Origin of the sequence: Maritalea mobilis, assembly GCF_004363175.1 — a bacterium.
In the GTDB taxonomy this organism is placed as follows: domain Bacteria; phylum Pseudomonadota; class Alphaproteobacteria; order Rhizobiales; family Devosiaceae; genus Maritalea; species Maritalea mobilis.
Map to the genome: position 1 here is coordinate 38,283 of NZ_SNYR01000004.1, position 12,540 is coordinate 50,822.

At 53.5% G+C, this 12,540-nt stretch carries 14 protein-coding genes; 10 read left to right on the top strand and 4 right to left on the bottom strand.

Annotation, left to right across the window (positions count from 1 at the left end):
• Positions 1 to 3: 3 nt before the first annotated feature.
• The 4 genes from ATL17_RS16250 to arsH are packed head-to-tail and all read left to right on the top strand — an operon-like array spanning position 4 to position 2,639.
• The gene (locus ATL17_RS16250) at positions 4 to 354 is read left to right on the top strand and encodes an ArsR/SmtB family transcription factor (protein WP_133573908.1); all 351 of its coding nucleotides are present in this window, start codon (positions 4 to 6) and stop codon (positions 352 to 354) included.
• On the top strand, positions 344 to 850 hold the full coding sequence (locus ATL17_RS16255; protein WP_133573909.1) for an arsenate reductase ArsC: 507 nt from the start codon (positions 344 to 346) through the stop codon (positions 848 to 850). Before ATL17_RS16250 ends, ATL17_RS16255 begins: the two co-directional genes overlap by 11 nt.
• Positions 851 to 1,909 carry an ACR3 family arsenite efflux transporter gene (arsB, locus tag ATL17_RS16260; RefSeq protein ID WP_133573910.1) on the top strand — a complete coding sequence of 353 codons (1,059 nt, stop codon included), beginning with the start codon at positions 851 to 853 and terminating at the stop codon, positions 1,907 to 1,909.
• A 7-nt stretch (positions 1,910 to 1,916) separates the two neighbouring features.
• Complete coding sequence (gene arsH, locus ATL17_RS16265; RefSeq protein ID WP_133573911.1) at positions 1,917 to 2,639, top strand: arsenical resistance protein ArsH; 723 nt, start codon at positions 1,917 to 1,919, stop codon at positions 2,637 to 2,639.
• Position 2,640: 1 nt separating this feature from the next.
• Here arsH and ATL17_RS16270 read toward each other — a convergent pair whose 3' ends face one another.
• A complete protein-coding gene (locus ATL17_RS16270) occupies positions 2,641 to 3,612 on the bottom strand; it encodes a LysR family transcriptional regulator (protein WP_133573912.1) in 972 nt (323 codons plus the stop codon).
• Positions 3,613 to 3,716: 104 nt separating this feature from the next.
• Between ATL17_RS16270 and ATL17_RS16275 the strand changes: the two genes are divergently transcribed.
• Together ATL17_RS16275 and ATL17_RS16280 are read left to right on the top strand one after the other, a co-directional pair.
• A complete protein-coding gene (locus ATL17_RS16275) occupies positions 3,717 to 4,094 on the top strand; it encodes a hypothetical protein (protein ID WP_133573913.1) in 378 nt (125 codons plus the stop codon).
• Between the two features lie 23 nt (positions 4,095 to 4,117).
• A complete protein-coding gene (locus tag ATL17_RS16280) occupies positions 4,118 to 4,918 on the top strand; it encodes a glutathione S-transferase family protein (protein WP_133573914.1) in 801 nt (266 codons plus the stop codon).
• Position 4,919: 1 nt separating this feature from the next.
• Here the strand turns inward: ATL17_RS16280 and ATL17_RS16285 are convergent, their stop codons facing one another.
• Positions 4,920 to 5,828, bottom strand: coding sequence for a LysR substrate-binding domain-containing protein (locus ATL17_RS16285; RefSeq protein ID WP_133573915.1), 909 nt, complete (start codon positions 5,826 to 5,828; stop codon positions 4,920 to 4,922).
• Positions 5,829 to 5,933: 105 nt separating this feature from the next.
• Between ATL17_RS16285 and ATL17_RS16290 the strand changes: the two genes are divergently transcribed.
• A complete protein-coding gene (locus ATL17_RS16290; protein ID WP_133573916.1) occupies positions 5,934 to 6,899 on the top strand; it encodes a sodium-dependent bicarbonate transport family permease in 966 nt (321 codons plus the stop codon).
• A 141-nt stretch (positions 6,900 to 7,040) separates the two neighbouring features.
• On the opposite strand, the gene ATL17_RS16295 is transcribed toward ATL17_RS16290, so the two are convergent.
• Positions 7,041 to 8,351, bottom strand: coding sequence for a sodium:solute symporter family transporter (locus ATL17_RS16295; protein WP_133573917.1), 1,311 nt, complete (start codon positions 8,349 to 8,351; stop codon positions 7,041 to 7,043).
• Between the two features lie 192 nt (positions 8,352 to 8,543).
• Between ATL17_RS16295 and ATL17_RS16300 the strand changes: the two genes are divergently transcribed.
• The 3 genes from ATL17_RS16300 (at position 8,544) to ATL17_RS16310 (ending at position 12,047) form a co-directional block, all read left to right on the top strand.
• Positions 8,544 to 9,119: a LemA family protein gene (locus tag ATL17_RS16300; RefSeq protein ID WP_133573918.1), complete on the top strand. Its 576-nt coding sequence runs from the start codon at positions 8,544 to 8,546 to the stop codon at positions 9,117 to 9,119.
• A complete protein-coding gene (locus ATL17_RS16305) occupies positions 9,116 to 10,147 on the top strand; it encodes a DUF3137 domain-containing protein (protein WP_133573919.1) in 1,032 nt (343 codons plus the stop codon). The genes ATL17_RS16300 and ATL17_RS16305 overlap by 4 nt, the downstream gene beginning before the upstream one ends.
• Positions 10,148 to 10,256: 109 nt before the next feature.
• The gene (locus ATL17_RS16310) at positions 10,257 to 12,047 is read left to right on the top strand and encodes a serine aminopeptidase domain-containing protein (protein WP_133573920.1); all 1,791 of its coding nucleotides are present in this window, start codon (positions 10,257 to 10,259) and stop codon (positions 12,045 to 12,047) included.
• On the opposite strand, the gene ATL17_RS16315 is transcribed toward ATL17_RS16310, so the two are convergent.
• Positions 12,048 to 12,464: a hypothetical protein gene (locus tag ATL17_RS16315; protein WP_133573921.1), complete on the bottom strand. Its 417-nt coding sequence runs from the start codon at positions 12,462 to 12,464 to the stop codon at positions 12,048 to 12,050.
• Between the last annotated feature and the right edge of the window lie 76 nt (positions 12,465 to 12,540).

Here is a 12,540-nt window from a genome sequence, read left to right on the forward strand (position 1 = left end):
TATATGGATATATTACAATCAACTCAGGCTTTTGCTGCCCTCAGCCAAGCCACACGGCTTGAAGTGTTCCGCCTGCTGGTGAAAGCCGGCGCGGATGGTCTTATGGCCGGGGAAATTGGCGAAAAGCTGCAGGTCAAACAAAACACCATGTCGGCCAACCTTTCTGTGTTGCTGAATGCGGGCCTGGTGAAGAACAAGCGCGAGGGCCGCACCATTCGCTATTATGCGGATATGGACGGGGTCACTGCCATGCTTTCCTTTTTGCTGGAAGATTGTTGCGGCGGCCAGCCGCAATTGTGCCAGCCCTTTATTCAACAAATCACCTGTTCAACGGAAAATTGTAATGACGCGTAAAGCTGCTCAAATTCTCATTTTGTGCACGGGCAATTCTGCCCGTTCTATTTTGGCTGAAGGGCTGATCAACCATCTTGGTGCCCCAGATTTTGTCGCCTATTCCGCCGGGTCACAGCCCAAAGGCGAGCCACACCCACAAGCGCTCAAGACGCTCGAAAAACATAAGATCGACACCGGCTTTGCCCGGTCTAAGAGCTGGGACGAATTTGCCGGCGCGGATGCACCAGCGCTCGATTACATCATCACCGTTTGCGACAATGCGGCGGGCGAAACCTGCCCAATTTGGCCCGGCAAACCAACCACGGCCCATTGGGGCATTCCTGATCCCGCAGCGGTGACCGCGCCGCAAGAAGCGGTGGAAGCAGCATTTGATCTGGCCTATGCCCAATTGCACGCGCGCATTTCACGCTTCTTGGCACTGCCATTCGATCAGCTCGACCCTACTGCCTTAAAACAAGAAATGATGGCCATCGGCCAGATGGAAGAGGTGGCCTAAATGTCTACGCAAGAGCAAAGCACCGCCCCTGGCGGCATTGGCACATTTGAAAAATATCTCTCCATCTGGGTCGCCCTCGCCATCATTGTCGGCATTGGCCTTGGGCAAGTGATGCCCGGATTAGTGCAATTTTTGGCGCAGTTGGAAGTGGCGAAGGTCAATCTGCCTGTCGCCATTTTGATTTGGGCGATGGTCTATCCGATGATGGTGTCCGTTGATTTCAGCTCCATCAAAGATGTGGCGAAAGAACCGAAAGGCCTAGCGATCACTTTGGTGGTAAACTGGCTGATCAAGCCTTTCACCATGGCGATTTTGGGCGTTGCCTTTTTCAAATATATTTTTGCCGCCTTCATCACCCCTACCGAAGCCGACAGCTATATTGCCGGACTAATTTTGCTGGGCGCCGCCCCCTGCACGGCAATGGTGTTTGTGTGGTCTCACCTCACCAAGGGCGACGCGAACTACACGCTGGTGCAAGTCAGCGTCAATGACCTGATCATGATCTTTGCCTATGCCCCCATCGTCGCCGTGCTGTTGGGCGTCACCAATATTCCAGTGCCCTGGGACACGTTGGTGCTGAGCGTGGTGCTTTATGTGCTGGTGCCGCTGGTGGCGGGTTATCTCACCCGCAAAGCGCTGAACGCCCGCGCCCACAATGTGGCCGCCGTCGATGCGTTCACCGCCAAACTCAAGCCCGCTTCCATCGCCGGGCTGTTGGCCACCGTGGTGCTGTTGTTCGGTTTTCAGGGCGAAATAATCCTCGCCAATCCGTTGCTGATCTTGTTCATCGCCATTCCGTTGTTGCTGCAATCCTACGGCATTTTTGCAGTAGCCTATTTGGCCGCGTGGAAAATGAAGGTACCCTTTCGCATTGCCGCCCCTTGCGCCCTGATCGGCACCTCCAACTTTTTTGAGTTGGCAGTGGCCGTGGCGATTGGCTTGTTTGGCCTCAATTCCGGCGCAGCGCTGGCAACGGTGGTCGGCGTGCTGGTGGAAGTGCCTGTGATGTTGTCGCTGGTGGCTTTGGCCAACCGTACAAAGCAACATTTCCCCGGATAGCAAAACCATGACCGACAAAAAACCTAATATGCCCAATCTGGTCGCCGACCAGTTGCACCCGATTGACCACAGCCAATTGTTCGCAGCACAGCCCGCCCATCCGGTACGCGTGTTGATGCTCTATGGCTCTTTGCGCCAACGCTCCTTTTCCCGGCTTTTAACCGAAGAGGCCGCGCGGATTTTGGAAGCTTTGGGCGCTGAGGTGAAACTCTTCAACCCCAAGGGCCTGCCCTTAGTGGATGAAGACAATGTAGACCATGAAAAAGTGCAAGAACTGCGAGAGCTGTCGCTCTGGTCCGAAGCGCAAGTCTGGTGCTCGCCGGAACGGCACGGCAATATGACCGGGCTGATGAAAACACAGATCGACTGGCTCCCCCTCGCCCCCATCGGCGGCGTGCGCCCCACTCAAGGCCGCACCTTGGCTTTAATGCAAGTTTGCGGCGGCTCACAAAGCTTCAACACCATCAATCAAATGCGGGTGTTGGGCCGATGGATGCGCATGATCACCATCCCCAACCAATCCTCGGTCCCCAAAGCCTTCAATGAATTTGACGAGGCAGGCCGCATGTTCCCCTCCCCCTATTACAATCGGGTTGTGGATGTGATGGAAGAATTGATGAAATTCACCCTACTCACCCGCGGCACCGCTGCCTATCTGGTGGACCGTTATTCCGAGCGGGTGGAAAGTCGCGAGGAGCTTTCAAAGCGGGTGAATATGAAGGCGATATAGCCTACTGCCCCGCCTGTGGCCAAGCCGACAGATCGGGTTGGATTGCATCCAGCTTTTTCATTTCGGCAAAGATCTGCTCTCGGACCCAGCGGTGGGCGGGGTTGTTGGTGGAGCGTTTGTGCCAAACGCCGACAATTTTGACGATGGGGACATGCATGGGCGGCACGAAGATGTCGAGCTGCATCTGATCGGCCCATTTTTGGCCCAGCTGCCAGGGAATTAACGCGATCATATCGCTTTCGCTCACCACCCGGCAGACGCCGGAAAAAACCTGCAAGGTCATGCCCACTTTTCGCGTGCGGCCAAGTTTTGCTAATGCGGCATCCCCCATGGCGGAGGAATTACCTTCTGGGGAAAACAGCGCGTGTCGCAGCGCACAAAATAATTCCAACGGCATCAACTCGCCTGCTTTGGTATTGGCTTTTTGAAGCGCAGGATGATTTCGTCTTGCGATCACGGCAAAAGCCGAGTGAAACAAAACCTCTTTTTCCGCCCAATTGCCCACGGGCTCTTCTGGGATTAATGCCAAATCGGAACTGCCCTGCTCCACCGTTTGAATATAGCGATGGGGCACCAAATCGATCAGTTTAGGCTGGATGTTTGGCGCGGCTACGGCCATACCGTTGGCAAGGATCGGCATCAAAAGTTCTGCGAAAAAATCAGATGCGGCGATGCGGAAGTCCATATGTTCTGCAGCTGGGTCAAAAGATTTCGGCTGCGCGAACAGCGCTTCAAGTCGATCCATTTCCTCCCGGAGGGGTAACGCAATTTTTTGCGCATAGTCGGTGGGCACCAATCGGTTGCCACGACGAATAAACAATTGATCATTAAGCATATGCCGCAAGCGCGAAAGCGCACTGGACACTGCGGATTGCGACAAGTTCAGTTTTTGCGCCGCCTTCACCGTGGATTGCTCGCGCAACAGCGCGTCCAACACCCGCATCAAGTTCAGATCAAAGGTTGCGAAATTCATCTGATCAATAACCTAAATAAGCAAAATCAATTTGGTTTATTTTAGTGCCAGTTTTATCAATTGAGCAATGGGAGAACTCTGGTTCAGAAAATGGAGGAGGAAGAATGAGAGATTTATCAAAATGGTTTTTTGCGGCAGGCGCACTTTGTGCGTTGGCAGGCATGGCGTGGGGCATTCAAATGTCTGCTACCCATGATCACACTTTGTCACCCGCCCACGGGCATTTAAATTTGATCGGTTTTGTGACGCTCACAATTTACGGCATTTATTACGCACTTACGCCTGACGCTGCCCAATCAAAACTTGCGCCAATCCATTTGGGCATCAGCCTGTTGGCTGTGATCATTTTGGTGCCCGGCATCGCCATGGCCATCAGTGGTGCGGGGGAAACACTGGCCAAGGTGGGGTCAATTGTCACCATTGCCACAATGGGCCTATTCATCTTTATGATCCTGCGCCATGGTGTGGGCGTAAAGCAATAAACCAACTGAGAAGGACAAACATTATGAGCCAAAAAATTAAAGTGTATCACATCCCCGTTTGTCCTTTTTCCCAACGGCTTGAAATCTTGCTGGCGCTTAAAGGTCAGCAAGATGCGGTTGAGTTTCACGTGGTGGACATCACCAAACCGCGCGACCCGGACTTGCTGGCCAAAACCCGCGGCACCACCTCCCTCCCCGTTTTAGAAACAGCGGAGGGAGATATTTTGAAAGAAAGCCTCGTCATCCTGCGTTATCTGGACGAGGTGATCGGCGAAAACCCGGTTCGCCAGCAAGACCCAATGCGCCATGCCGTTGAAAATATGCTGATTGCTTTTGAAGGGCCGTTGACCATGAGTGGCTATATGATGGTGATGAATCAAAAGTCCGACGAGCGGCAAACCTATATCGATAAGATGCTCAACCATTATCGCATGCTGAACGATTTTCTAGCGCATCACAGCCCCAACAACACCTTCCTATTTGAAGAGTTTGGGTTGGCAGAAGCGGTCTACACACCGCTCTTTATGCGGTTTTGGTTCCTGGATTATTATGAAGATTTCGATATTCCACAAACCGAAGAGTTTGCACGGCTGCTGAAATGGCGCAATGCCTGTCTGGCGCATGACGCGGCACAACAGGTCAGTCGCGAAGAGATCGTCAAACTCTATTATGACTACGCCTTGGGTGCTGGCAATGGGGCGCTACTTGAGGGCCGCGCAAAATCAAGCTTTGTATTCAGCCCGGATTGGCGCGAACGTCCATGGCCGCCAAAAGATAAATACAACCAAGCCGCGAGCGATGAAGAACTGGGCTTAGCCAGTTAGGCTACTGCTTTAACAATTTAGCCGCTTCATCTGATAAAAGCTGTGCCAGCACGGTGCCTTTCTGGCTGGCGGCGCTGCGGTGTGGCTCGACCAGCGCAATGTTGCGGAAGGCGCGATCTACCTTAATCCTGCGCAATCGCACGTCAGTCCCCCGTTGCGCCTCCGTCTTGGTGTAAATTTCTGGCAAAATGGCCACCCCAACCCCGGCGGCGGCCATGGCGCGGATCGCGTCCAAACTGGTGCCCTCATATTCATCGGATAGATATCCGCCCACCTGCCCGGCCAACCCCGCCACGATGTGAGACAAGCGGTGCTGCGGACCTAGAGTCAGGAAGGTGCGGTTCGCCAGTTTTGATAATTCAATGGGCTTGTTGCTACGGGCCAACGGATCGTCCTGTGCCAAAGCCGCCCATAAATGCTCTTTAAAAAGATGGGTGGCCATGCCCGAAGCGTGATCTTCCGGCGTTGAGATAATCATATCCAAACGGCCCGACCGCAAGCCTTCATCCAGATCGCGCGTGCTTTCTTCGCGCACCACCAACCGCAAATCTTGATAATCTGAGTGCAAGCGCTTCACCACATTGGGCAGCAGATAAGGGCTGATCGAGGGCAACACGCCAAGGCGCAACCGCCCTTGGAAGGCACTCACCCCGCTTGCTGCCGCACGTAAATCCGCCATGTCCCGCAGAATCAATCGCGCCCGGCGCATAATTTCGCGCCCCTCATTTGTGGGGGTTGCGCCCCTCCGATCCCGGTGAAAAAGCGCAACGCCCAGATCCGCTTCGACCTCCGCCAATTGGGCTGAAAGGCTGGGTTGGCTTACGTTCAACTTGGCCGCTGCCGCGCCGATGCGACCAATATCGGCCACGGTCACAATATATTCCAACTGACGGATGGTTGGCCTAATCATAGTTTCATCCTATGCTTATTAGCGTTTATATATATTTGAAATTATATCTAGAGTCCGTCAAGAGCAGTACCGATTTAGTTCGGCACGGTCTTGAAAGGAGTTTCGATGTCCATATCCCTCGATATGTTGGCCAGCAATCTGATGGCCCCCACCATTTTGTTTTTTGCTCTTGGTCTGGTTGCCGCCTTTGCCCGCAGCGATTTGTCCATCCCCGAAGGCGCGGCCAAGGTGATGTCGATCTATTTGCTGCTGTCCATTGGCTTTAAAGGCGGGGTCAGCGTAGCTGAAAGCGGCATCTCCGGCCAATTGTTGGCCAGCCTTGCTGCCGGCGCATTGCTCTCGTTGCTCTTGCCAATTTTAGCCTATGCGCTGTTGCGCGCCATCACCAAACTGGACCGCATGAATGCTGCCGCAGTGGCCGGGCATTATGGTTCGATCTCCATTGTCACCTTTGTCACCGCCGCCAGTTTGCTGGAAACGAGTGGCATCGATAGTGAAGGCTATTTAGTGGCCGTGGCGGCCATTATGGAAGCACCAGCCATCGTTTCGGCCCTATGGCTCGCCGCACGCGACAAGAGCCAAACCAAAGTGGACGCCAATCTGGCACGCCACATTTTGGCCAACGGCTCCATCGTGTTGCTGGTCGGCGCGTTTCTGATCGGGGCGATCACAGGCAAACCGGGTTTGGCACAAATCGAGCCCTTTATCGTGCTGCCCTTTACGGGCGTATTGTGCCTATTTTTGCTGGATATGGGCCTCACCGCCGGGCGCAGCTTGCTGTCAAACCGCGGTGACCTCTCCTTAGGCCTTTTTGCCTTTGGTGTACTGATGCCTTTGATCGGCGCATTGATCGGCTGGGTGGTTGCCAAACCGATCGGGCTATCCGCTGGCGGGACATTCTTGTTTATGGTGCTTAACGCATCTGCGTCTTACATCGCTGTACCCGCCGCGATGCGGCTGGCCCTGCCCCAATCAAAGTCAGGCATTTATTTGTCGCTGTCTTTGGGGGTGACCTTCCCAAACAATCTCACCATCGGCCTGCCCATCTATTTGGCCTTGGCCATGATGTAACCTTAAAGCAGGCGCCAGCAATGGCGCCTGCTCTGTTTGATTGGGCCCAAAAATGTTAGCCTAAACACGGAATCGGCGCGGAAACGCAAAAATTTCGATCTGCTTTGTTCCAAAGCAATTCGCGGCCGTAGGCCGCGAAAATTAGGTTTTGCCCGAGGCAAAAGATTTTTTGGCGCTGCGCGCATATACCCCAATGCCCACCACCAACCCTGCCACCACAAAGCCCACAAAGGCGGCGAGATTTACGTCGACCATGGTGAACAGAAATGTCGACACAACGCCTAAACAGAGTGAGGCGATGATGGTGCGGGGCATTTTGTAGGGCACAAAGAACGTGGCCCACACAGCAGGCAAGAAAGCAACTAGCGCACTGAAGGCGGCGATAACACTTTGCAGCATATCGCCCAACAGCCACGCCAGAAGGCCGATAAACACAAAAAGCGCTGCGACCAACAGGCGCAATTGTGGCACCTGCAATTGGCTGCGTTGAGCGCCGCTCATTAGCGGCATGATGAAAGTGTCGATGGTGGACATGATCACCGCGATCAGCAAAATATCGGCTAACCATGGTGCACTTTCCGGCATTAGCGCGCGCAAGGTGCCGCTCATGTCGCCGATGAGTGTAGAGTTCACGCCCAGCCAATATATGATCAAATAGCAGATGCCGCAAAGCGGCGCGCCGATCAAAAAGCCCCAGCGGGCCACATTCAAATCTTTCGCCACCACCATGCGCTGCCAATTGTCCACGGCCAACACGGCGCTGACCGGGATAAACAACCACACGCCCACCAGAAGTGGCCAGCGATAGGGCCCCAAATCCCAAAAGGGTGCTTGCGGTGTGGTTAGGGTGCCAAAATTGGCCAGAAACAAAGCGACCATGCCGCCAACGATCAATAGTGCTTGGAAAATATCTGTGCGGGTGGCCGCGCGATAACCGCCAAAGGCGGTGTATCCACCGGTCACCAAAGTGGAGAGCAAAATCGCCTGCCCAGTGCTCAAAGTGAAAATCGAGCTGAGCAAGGCAGCCAGTGCCAGCAATTGTACCGCGGCCCGCAACAAAAACACCGAAGCAATCGGTAGCCATACACCAAAGGGATGTTTGATATTGTGTGCCAGCACAATCAAATCCACTAGGCCCGATGCGCCATATTGCTGCGCGAAACGTTGCACAAAGGGCGCCAAGAAAGCGCAAAGGAACAGGCCCAACATATAGGCAAGTGCAAGCGATAGGCCGATGACAGGGCTGGCTTGCGAAAACAACATGATGGCCACAAATGTGCCCACGCCCATATTCCCGCAAATGACGCCTGCAAGGGTGGCGGCAAAACCGCTTTGACCATCATTAAAAATATAGGCATTGCGGCTGATTTGCCGCGCGCCCAGCAAGGCATAAGCCAATGGCCCAATCAACGCCGCGGCCAAAATCAGCCCAAACCAAAATTGACTATTCATTCAATCCTGCCCCCATCGGCGCCACCTTATGCGCAAACAGGATCATGCGTCTAGCCAACCCAAGGCTTCAGGCCGACAGAATTTAGGCCCGTTGGTGCCAATAAATTTGTTTGTCCACCCCATTTGGGGGAGGCCACGGCCCCTCACCTGCGGCATGGAGGAAGCGCGGGGGCTTTTGCTCAGAGGGAATCTATGTTCAATCTCATCATTGGTGTTGTGATTTTAATCGGCGGCTATGTCTATTTGCAAAATCGGCTTGCTGCCGCCAAAAACGCGGTTTCAAACGCCTATGCAGGCATTCAGGTGCAATTGAAGCGACGACATGATTTGGTGCCTGCTTTGGTGGATGCGGTGCGCAGCGCCATCAAACATGAGGAAAAATTATTCGACCAAATCTTGGCGGTGCGCCAAGAAGCAGTGACCGCGCTTGATCAAGAGATCGAGAAAGTCGAAGTGGCAGAAGCAAGCCTAACGCAAGGCTTGCGCGAATTTTTTGCCTATGCAGAAGATCATCCCGAAATTACAGCCACGCAAAACATTTCTGAATTGCAAAAGCAGTTGGAAGAAACCGAAGATCAAATTGCCGCCTCGCGACGGCTCTATAATGGCAATGTGGAACGGTTTAACACGCAATTGGATGCGATTCCGTCCAATTGGGTGGCACAAACAATGCGGTTGGAGAAAGCACCCTTTTTCGGCCTGAGCGCCAGCGAAGCAAAGTCCGCGTCCCATATGCCTAAAATTGATCTGCCCGGTGCCCAATCATGAGCAAAGCGCGTACCCATTGGGACCCGATTGAGGGTCAAATCAGCATTAAAACGCCTGACCTTTCCACGATCAAGCAAGGCATTGCTTTGCCCATGTGGTTGAAACGGATTTTGCCGCTCGCCGCTGCGCTGAGCTTTGTAGGCGTCATCATCGAAGGCATGGTGATCGGCAGCTTCCCCATTTACAGCACGGTGGCGGCCACTGTTTTTATGGGCGCATTTTTGCTGGCTGATCATTTTGAAAATGAACATGGCCGCAAAACCATCAGGCGGGTGAAACTGGCACAAAGCCAAAATTGGAGCTACACGCCCGATTTGATGGAGCGGCAATTGAGCTATGTGGCGTCGAGCACCAGCGACGGCATTGAACGACGCGCCACATCTGTCAAATCTGAGCGAGCCGAAAAGATTGAGGCGGAAGTACCCGAGCTCACCAAAGTGCAAGTAGGCGCTTATGTTGGGGCTTATTTTGACGGGGAATTTTGGGGCGAAAGCCGCGAAGACAGTTTGCCCTTTTGGCTCGCCCTTGGCTCCATGCAAATGGAAGCCGGTTTGGCGGCCGACCCCAATTTACGCCGCGATAATTTTGGCGGCCAAGGGGGATATGGCCAGTTTTTCAGCCTACTTGGCGCCTATAAGATCGACCGTAAAACCGGTGTGCGTGTGGTGATCCAGCCAGAAAATATACTGCACAAAGGGCCCTTGGACCGCGACATCAAAACCGAAAGCATGGACTTCAATGATCGGTTTAAAATTTCAGGTCGCTATTTGGACAAAGGCCAATCCCAACATACCCCCGACTTGGAAGTGATGCGCATTTTAACCCCGGCAACGCAAGATGCCATGTTGGCGCTGCACCATCGCTACCACAAGGTGGGCTTCGTGCTGGATGATGATGTGCTGTATTTCATGGCGCAGGATAAGCTGGTTGGCAAAAATGCCATGCCTGATCGCATTGATGAATTGCTGTGCGAGCTATCACGCGAATTTGAAAGCGCTAAATTGGGCATCAAACCCTATATCGAATAGGCTTCATCACAGATTTATGCGCGGTTGCAAATGTGAATTTTGCAACTAATTTTGCGCGCCCTCTTCAAACCAAAGGTCACTCGTGCCAAATTGGTGCCGGAGGACATGTATGGATTATCGTCTTTTGCCCCAAAAGTCGGGGCCAACCCTTTTATTTCGTCAGTGGAAACCTTCCACAAGCAGCGCAGAACGCGCCGTTTTTTTGGGCCATTCCCAACCCACCCATTCGGGCATGTTGGGGCCGTTGGCTGAAGGTTTTCAACGCCAAGGCTGGCATGTTTTTTCCGGCGATGTGCGCGGCCATGGCCGCAGCACCGACAATGCGCATATTTTGGGCCATTTGCCCGCCAAAAGCGGATGGCAAGACGCGGTGGCGGATATGCGCCACTTTTTGGAAAATAGCTTCGAGCACATTGCATGGGAAAACCGCATGGTGGTGGTGCCCAACATCACCGCCCTGCTGACTCTGGAAGTGATGAAAGACTGGCCGGACCTAGCCAAACATATCGTCTTGATCTCACCGCCGCCAAACCAGAAAACTCTTGCTCTTTTCGGCAAAGCCTTCGCTTTGGCGCGCATGCGGATGAGAAAACCCGATGCGCCGGATGAACAACCGCTTCATCACCTCTATGCCTTTTTGGGCAGTCATTTGAAAGATCGCAACCACCCCGCTGACGTGATGAGCTCGGACCGTGCATTGATTCAAAAAGTAGTGAACGACCCTTACGGCTGGCCGATCCCGACGCCGGCCTATTGGTCGAACATATTTGAAGGCATGCTTTCAGCTTGGCGCTGGCCGAAAGACGCCAAGATGAAACCAGGCACGCGGTGCCTGATGATGTTTGGCGGCGAAGACGCCATGTTGCGCGATGGCGGGTTTCTCGCCCCGATCGAGCGGTTTTTGCATCAAATCGGCATTGATGATGTGGCCTCAGAACGGGTGAATGGCGCGCGCTCCGCTTTGTTTTTGGAAGAAGATAAATATCAAATCAGCCAGCGGGTGTTGGATTGGGCCGAAGGCACCCATCGGCCGCAGGCGGACCATGAAGAAATGGCTGTAGCCGATTTGGCCAGCAGCATGATTACCCATATGGGCACGGCGCAAAATACAGAGCTTGGGGCCAGCGAACTGGTAGAGCTTTGCTACAACGCCATTGACGATGAAAGCCGCTGGACCGAGGTGATCTATCGCATGATCTATGATGCAGAGCTTGAGGGCGATGTGTCAGAAGAAGATATGCAAGCGCGGATCAGCCAATTAATGCCCCATTGGGAACGGGCCTTTACCCTCAACCAGCAGGTGATGATGAATGCCACTTTGGGCATTTTGCTGCAAACCGTGGTGGAGAAACTGCAAATCGGCGTCGCGATTCTGGATCGGGATGGCGAGCTGCTACATGCAAACGAAACCTATCGTTCGCTGCTCAATCATCTCTTTCCTGATTTAGTGGCCCAAGGCAATCAGGATAGCTATGACCATCGGGCCACACGGCTTTTATTGGCCTCAGCCAATGATGAAGAAGCGGGCAAGGATCGCGTGATCATCTTTCAGGAAAAGCCTGTCGGCTTTCAGTTTTACCCCCCTGCCCTGCACCAAACCGGGCTACAGCGCAAAAAGCCCGCCTCCATTTTGATCGCCCGCACTGGCACACAAGCTGGCGAGATCAGCGGCGATAAAAAAGTGTTGGCGGAATTGGCCTATGGCCTAACGGGCAAGGAAGCCGAAATCGCATTGGGCGTGGCAGCGGGCCAAAGTTTGGATGAAATCGCCGAGCAGTTGGGCATTTATGTCAGCACCGTGCGCGGCCATTTGAAAAAGAGCTTTCAAAAAGTTGGGGTGCACAGCCAGGCGGAACTTTCCGCCCGGCTTATGTCCGGCCCCATTGGCTGGCTCAAATAATTATCGATTGTTGCAATGTAGATCTGATTTCAAATCATAAACCCGGTGCATTTTGCCCTGCGCCACATTGATCACGCGGTTGCCAACATAGCGGTTTGTTGTCGGGTTTTTGCATGTCAGTTTGATCCGCACTTTGCGCTTCACGCTGCACCCCACAATTTTATAGGTGATGGTGCCACTCACTTGCTCGCCCGCCTTGATCGTGTCGAAACGCCCACCATAGGTGATCGGCGCTTTGATGCCGCCAGAGTACCATGTGGCATTCGCACGAGTGCGCGATTCAATTTTAAACCGAATATCGGTGTCCGTGACGTTTTTAAACACATAGTTTTTTACGCAATCTGCCGCCACCGATGGCGCCGCAAACCCCAGAAGTGAAAATGCTGTAAAGGCAGCGCCCAGTGTCAATTTTTTCATTAGTCTCTCCTCTAACCGCCCCCGGTCTGAACTGAGACCAACCTATTGGCGACAAAGGCATTTGGCCTCTCCCATA

Excerpts from the sequence above, each read along its gene's own strand:
- ATL17_RS16250 (WP_133573908.1), top strand. The coding sequence starts at position 4 with ATGGATATATTACAATCAACTCAGGCTTTTGCTGCCCTCAGCCAAGCC.
- ATL17_RS16255 (WP_133573909.1), top strand. The coding sequence starts at position 344 with ATGACGCGTAAAGCTGCTCAAATTCTCATTTTGTGCACGGGCAATTCT.
- arsB (WP_133573910.1), top strand. The coding sequence starts at position 851 with ATGTCTACGCAAGAGCAAAGCACCGCCCCTGGCGGCATTGGCACATTT.
- arsH (WP_133573911.1), top strand. The coding sequence starts at position 1,917 with ATGACCGACAAAAAACCTAATATGCCCAATCTGGTCGCCGACCAGTTG.
- ATL17_RS16270 (WP_133573912.1), bottom strand. The coding sequence starts at position 3,612 with ATGAATTTCGCAACCTTTGATCTGAACTTGATGCGGGTGTTGGACGCG.
- ATL17_RS16275 (WP_133573913.1), top strand. The coding sequence starts at position 3,717 with ATGAGAGATTTATCAAAATGGTTTTTTGCGGCAGGCGCACTTTGTGCG.
- ATL17_RS16280 (WP_133573914.1), top strand. The coding sequence starts at position 4,118 with ATGAGCCAAAAAATTAAAGTGTATCACATCCCCGTTTGTCCTTTTTCC.
- ATL17_RS16285 (WP_133573915.1), bottom strand. The coding sequence starts at position 5,828 with ATGATTAGGCCAACCATCCGTCAGTTGGAATATATTGTGACCGTGGCC.
- ATL17_RS16290 (WP_133573916.1), top strand. The coding sequence starts at position 5,934 with ATGTCCATATCCCTCGATATGTTGGCCAGCAATCTGATGGCCCCCACC.
- ATL17_RS16295 (WP_133573917.1), bottom strand. The coding sequence starts at position 8,351 with ATGAATAGTCAATTTTGGTTTGGGCTGATTTTGGCCGCGGCGTTGATT.
- ATL17_RS16300 (WP_133573918.1), top strand. The coding sequence starts at position 8,544 with ATGTTCAATCTCATCATTGGTGTTGTGATTTTAATCGGCGGCTATGTC.
- ATL17_RS16305 (WP_133573919.1), top strand. The coding sequence starts at position 9,116 with ATGAGCAAAGCGCGTACCCATTGGGACCCGATTGAGGGTCAAATCAGC.
- ATL17_RS16310 (WP_133573920.1), top strand. The coding sequence starts at position 10,257 with ATGGATTATCGTCTTTTGCCCCAAAAGTCGGGGCCAACCCTTTTATTT.
- ATL17_RS16315 (WP_133573921.1), bottom strand. The coding sequence starts at position 12,464 with ATGAAAAAATTGACACTGGGCGCTGCCTTTACAGCATTTTCACTTCTG.